Annotated in this window: 5 protein-coding genes and 4 tRNA genes; all 9 read left to right on the top strand. The window is 43.1% G+C overall.

Features of this window, described 5'->3' with window-relative positions:
* Positions 1-247: 247 nt before the first annotated feature.
* Positions 248-706 (top strand): DUF4174 domain-containing protein, encoded by a 459-nt coding sequence (locus tag GTQ48_RS17325; protein ID WP_163107790.1) that lies wholly within the window; start codon positions 248-250, stop codon positions 704-706.
* A 165-nt stretch (positions 707-871) separates the two neighbouring features.
* On the top strand, positions 872-1,876 hold the full coding sequence (gene murB / locus GTQ48_RS17320; RefSeq protein WP_163107789.1) for a UDP-N-acetylmuramate dehydrogenase: 1,005 nt from the start codon (positions 872-874) through the stop codon (positions 1,874-1,876).
* Entirely contained in the window at positions 1,873-2,859 is a 987-nt protein-coding gene (birA, locus tag GTQ48_RS17315) for a bifunctional biotin--[acetyl-CoA-carboxylase] ligase/biotin operon repressor BirA (protein ID WP_163107788.1), read from the top strand. Before murB ends, birA begins: the two co-directional genes overlap by 4 nt.
* Complete coding sequence (locus tag GTQ48_RS17310; protein ID WP_338023356.1) at positions 2,849-3,634, top strand: type III pantothenate kinase; 786 nt, start codon at positions 2,849-2,851, stop codon at positions 3,632-3,634. The genes birA and GTQ48_RS17310 overlap by 11 nt, the downstream gene beginning before the upstream one ends.
* 109 nt (positions 3,635-3,743) lie before the next feature.
* Positions 3,744-3,819 (top strand) — tRNA-Thr (locus GTQ48_RS17305).
* Between the two features lie 8 nt (positions 3,820-3,827).
* A tRNA-Tyr gene (locus tag GTQ48_RS17300) sits at positions 3,828-3,912 on the top strand.
* A gap of 34 nt (positions 3,913-3,946) precedes the next feature.
* Positions 3,947-4,021, top strand: a tRNA-Gly gene (locus GTQ48_RS17295).
* Positions 4,022-4,028: 7 nt separating this feature from the next.
* Positions 4,029-4,104: transfer RNA gene (locus GTQ48_RS17290), tRNA-Thr, on the top strand.
* A gap of 68 nt (positions 4,105-4,172) precedes the next feature.
* Positions 4,173-4,644: GTP-binding protein (locus tag GTQ48_RS17285; protein ID WP_163107786.1), on the top strand; the 472-nt coding region annotated here is incomplete at its 3' end.

Genomic DNA, 4,644 nt, shown 5'->3' with positions numbered 1-4,644 from the left:
GGGGTCAGGTCCACGTTAATCCTCAATTGCATTCACTACATCCAACCTAACCAACATAAAACAGGGTCAGAACCCAATAAATTGTTATTTATAGCGTTGAAGCCTGGCTATCGAACTCAAAAATAAACGAGGTCTGATCCCTATTTATTATCATCCACACTGCTTACAACAGACAAACGATCAAAGAATGTGGTTCTGACCCCCTTTATTGTTTGAACGAAAGTGGTGGTGATTCGTAATAGAACTTATGAAGCCTTCAAAATACATCATACCGTTTCTTTCAGCTTTTATAGCGACTTCGTCCCTTACCTTTGCGAAAAGTGAGCCAACGGATGTGTTGTATCAGGAGTCTTGTTCTATGTTCTTCACCGATATGCGCTGGCAACACAGAATTCTTTTAGTGAGAGTTGGTGACGATGTGGAGCTGAAAGAGTTAACAAAATATATAGACTACACTGCACTTGAACTTACAGAGAGAAAGCTTCTTGTACTGGGTATTGATAGAAAAACGGTTTATCCGTTGAACAACGCATTATCTTGCCTTCCTTCTCTAGATGAAGTTCAACATCGTCTGAATTCGAACAAGGCAGTGCTCATCGGTCTTGATGGCGGTACCAAAGAGCAGTATGACGTGATAGATCCAGTACGCATATTCTCAGATATTGATTCAATGCCAATGAGGCGAAGGGAACGTCAAGACAACTAAATGGTAAAACCCAAGTTTTAGCTTCCTGCAGATTCTTTGAGTATTCGTAACCTACCTTATATTCACTAGGTTAATTCAACCACTCATGCTTTATTGAAGGGATATACTTTTCTTTATTCTCTGGTTACCCTACCATTAGGCAATTATTCGCAGTTCGTAGAAATTATGCCTTCATTGCAACAATACAGCACGTTCGGTTTAAATACGTCGTGCACATCCATTCAGTCGTTTTCAGATGTCGATTCCTTTTTAAGCCTCTATAAAAATACCGATGTGTGTTATTTGCTCGGCGGTGGCAGCAACTCAATATTCACCGAAACATTTGAAGGCACAGTACTGGTGAATGAAATCAAGGGTATAAGCCATTTTGATGACGAAAATAGTCACTTTTTACGCGTAGGCGCAGGCGAAAATTGGCACGAGCTTGTCAAACTGTGTATGCAAAATGAGTGGTTTGGCTTTGAGAACTTAGCGCTGATCCCTGGTTCAGTGGGGGCTAGTCCAATTCAAAATATCGGCGCTTACGGCTTAGAGGTCGATACGCTAATACAAACGATAGAAGCGGTGGTACTTAGCACGGGTGAAAAGATTCTATTAAAAAATGAAGACTGTCAGTTTGGTTATCGAGATAGTGTATTTAAACATGCGCTGGCCAATAAGGTGCTCATTACCCACGTTAATTTTGTCCTTCCAAAAGTTTATGATTTAAACACCGCCTATGGTGAGCTTGCCGCGTTAACAAATCCGACGCCACACGATATCTATCACAAAGTTATAGAGGTGCGTAAGTCCAAACTTCCAGACCCTGCCATTCTCGGTAATTCGGGAAGCTTCTTCAAAAATCCAATAGTGACTCACGATCATTTCAAAACAATTGCTGATCAATACGAACATGTGCCGCATTTTACTGTAGAAACGAAATCCGCCGACGATAGTGTGAAAATTCCAGCAGCCTGGCTCATTGACCAAGCTGGTTTTAAAGGAAAGACGCTGAACGATGTTAGGTGTCACCCTACACAGCCTTTAGTACTTACAAACCTTGGCGATGCAAACGGTAGCGATGTACTATCTATGGCAAGAGATATCATAGCCAGCGTTTCTGACAGGTTTAATATCAAGCTCGAACCTGAAGTACGCCTTTTAGGAAGCAAAGGACTTATTTCGCTATGAGACAGGCATCTAAAGTAATAAGAAAACATATATTAGCGCTCTTGTCCGATGGTCACTTTCACTCCGGTGAAACCATAGCTCAAGAGGTTGGGCTATCGCGTACCGCTGTTGCGGGGCATATTTCTCAGTTATCTGACTGGGGATTAGATGTATTTAAGGTAAAAGGTAAAGGTTACCGATTAGAGCGAGGCTTTCCCATGTTAAGTGCTGATAGCATTAAGAAGTGCTTGGGTAATACCAAACGGGCCATGATAGATGTTGAGTCGGTACTCCCATCAACAAATACAGAGATGAAAAAACGCATTGCCAATAATCGAGAAGAATTAGCCGACGGTGATGCGATTTTTGCTGAAATACAAACCGCAGGTCGCGGAAGACATGGCAGAACTTGGTTAGCGCCTGTGGGCGGTAGCTTAACATTTTCTATGTATTGGTCGTTTCCTGATGGATATCAAAGCATGGCGGGCCTTTCTTTGTTGGTTGGCCTTGCAGTGTGCGACGCGCTAAAAGAGTTTGGCGTTAACGATGCCGAATTAAAGTGGCCGAACGATATTTATTTACAGGGTAAAAAGCTTGCTGGCGTATTGATTGAGGTAGAGGGGCAGATTGGAGCGACAGCGCATTGCGTCATTGGTATAGGACTGAACGTGTGTGTGCCTGATAACCAATACGATGTTGGACAACCTCATAGCGATCTCGCTTCATTTTTAGGTACAGTGCCAGATAGAAATGAGTTAGCGGCGCAAATTATTAAATCACTATGGTCATATCTTCCTAAATTTACTCAACAAGGCTTTGGGCCATTTGTCCCCCATTGGGAAGCCTTAGATCTTTACGGTGATAGAAGGATAGTGCTGCAGATGGGCGAAAAGCGATTCTCCGGTATTGATAGGGGCGTAGACGCCAGCGGTGCACTGTTAGTAGAAACACAAGACGGCATTACACGTTTTCATGGTGGTGAGGTTAGCCTTCGTGGTAACTGATAGTGTTTCATCTGAAAAAAATGCTGTAGTGGGCGAGAAAAATGTCTTGTTAGTGGACATTGGCAATACACGAATCAAATATTCTCTGTTGTGTGATGACGAAAAAGAGCCCCAATCTGTAAGTTCGATAGCTGAGCTTTTTACATTTATCGACTCTTACGAAAAAATTTCTCATATTTATGTAGCTTCAGTTAGAAATAATGAAGTTTCGAAAGAAATAAACACCCTCTGTTTGCCTCGAAAAATTAATTTCATTGAAAAACACACAGAAAAATCAGCATTCGAAATAAAAAATAGTTACGAGAATGTACAAAAAATGGGCGTTGATCGGTGGCTCGCCATGGTGTGTGCTGCAGAAAAAACAAAAAAAGCATTTTTTGTTATGGATGTTGGTACGGCAATAACGGTAGATTTTGTGGTGAATGGTCAACATTTAGGCGGTTGGATCGTACCAGGATTTAACGTAATGCGAGACGCTTTGGTTGCATCTACGAAAAAAGTATCAGCGAATGATGAAATTCCGACCAGCTTTGGGGTAGGTACAGACACTGAAGAGTGCGTAGCAACAGGGTGTCATGCAGCGGTTTATGGTGTTTATTTGAGCGCTATTGATTACATATCAAGCAAACAAACCGATTTTGACATTATTTTAGGGGGGGGAGACAAAAAAGTGTTTGCATTCTTAGAATCCGCTGTTAACATTCGTCCCGCTCATTTGGTGGTGCAAGGTCTTGCCCGCTACGCTCGAAAAGAACTTAGTTCAATTCAGGCGTAACCTTCTGATAGATTGAGAAATCGGTCAGAAAAGAAAAATGAAAATTTTTCGAAAAGACACTTGCACTGAGTAATTCATTACTCTAGAATGCGCACCCACTTGATGTAGTGCCGACTTAGCTCAGTTGGTAGAGCAACTGACTTGTAATCAGTAGGTCGCCAGTTCGATTCCGGCAGTCGGCACCATCAATTCTGGAGGGGTACCCAAGCGGTCAACGGGAGCAGACTGTAAATCTGCCGGCTCAGCCTTCGCAGGTTCGAATCCTGCCCCCTCCACCACTTTCTTTATGAGGTGGCCAGAGAATTAAGATTTGCGGGCATCGTATAATGGCTATTACCTCAGCCTTCCAAGCTGATGATGTGGGTTCGATTCCCACTGCCCGCTCCAAATCAGTGCTGATATGGCTCAGTTGGTAGAGCGCACCCTTGGTAAGGGTGAGGTCGGCAGTTCGAATCTGCCTATCAGCACCATTTTTCTCCCCAGCTCATGTTGTAAAAATTCAAAATTTTTTTAATGTAACTTTGCTGGGATAATAGAAATGGCAAAAGAAAAGTTTGAACGTACGAAACCCCATGTAAACGTGGGTACTATCGGCCACGTTGACCACGGTAAAACCACGCTAACTGCAGCTATCACTACTGTTCTAGCGAAGACCTACGGCGGTTCTGCAAGCGCATTCGATATGATCGATAACGCGCCTGAAGAAAAAGCACGTGGGATCACCATCTCTACGTCACACGTAGAATATGATACTCCTTCACGTCACTACGCGCACGTTGACTGTCCTGGACACGCTGATTACGTTAAAAACATGATCACTGGTGCTGCACAGATGGACGGCGGTATTCTAGTAGTTGCTGCGACTGATGGCCCTATGCCACAAACTCGTGAGCACATCCTACTTGGTCGTCAGGTTGGTATTCCTCACATCATCGTGTTCATGAACAAATGTGACATGGTTGATGATGAAGAGCTTCTAGAGCTAGTAGAAATGGAAGTTCGTGAACTTC

Source organism: Alteromonas genovensis (assembly GCF_010500895.1).
Lineage (GTDB): Bacteria > Pseudomonadota > Gammaproteobacteria > Enterobacterales > Alteromonadaceae > Alteromonas > Alteromonas genovensis.
Note: the sequence above shows the minus strand (reverse complement) of the source record. Positions and strands in the feature narration are given on the sequence as shown.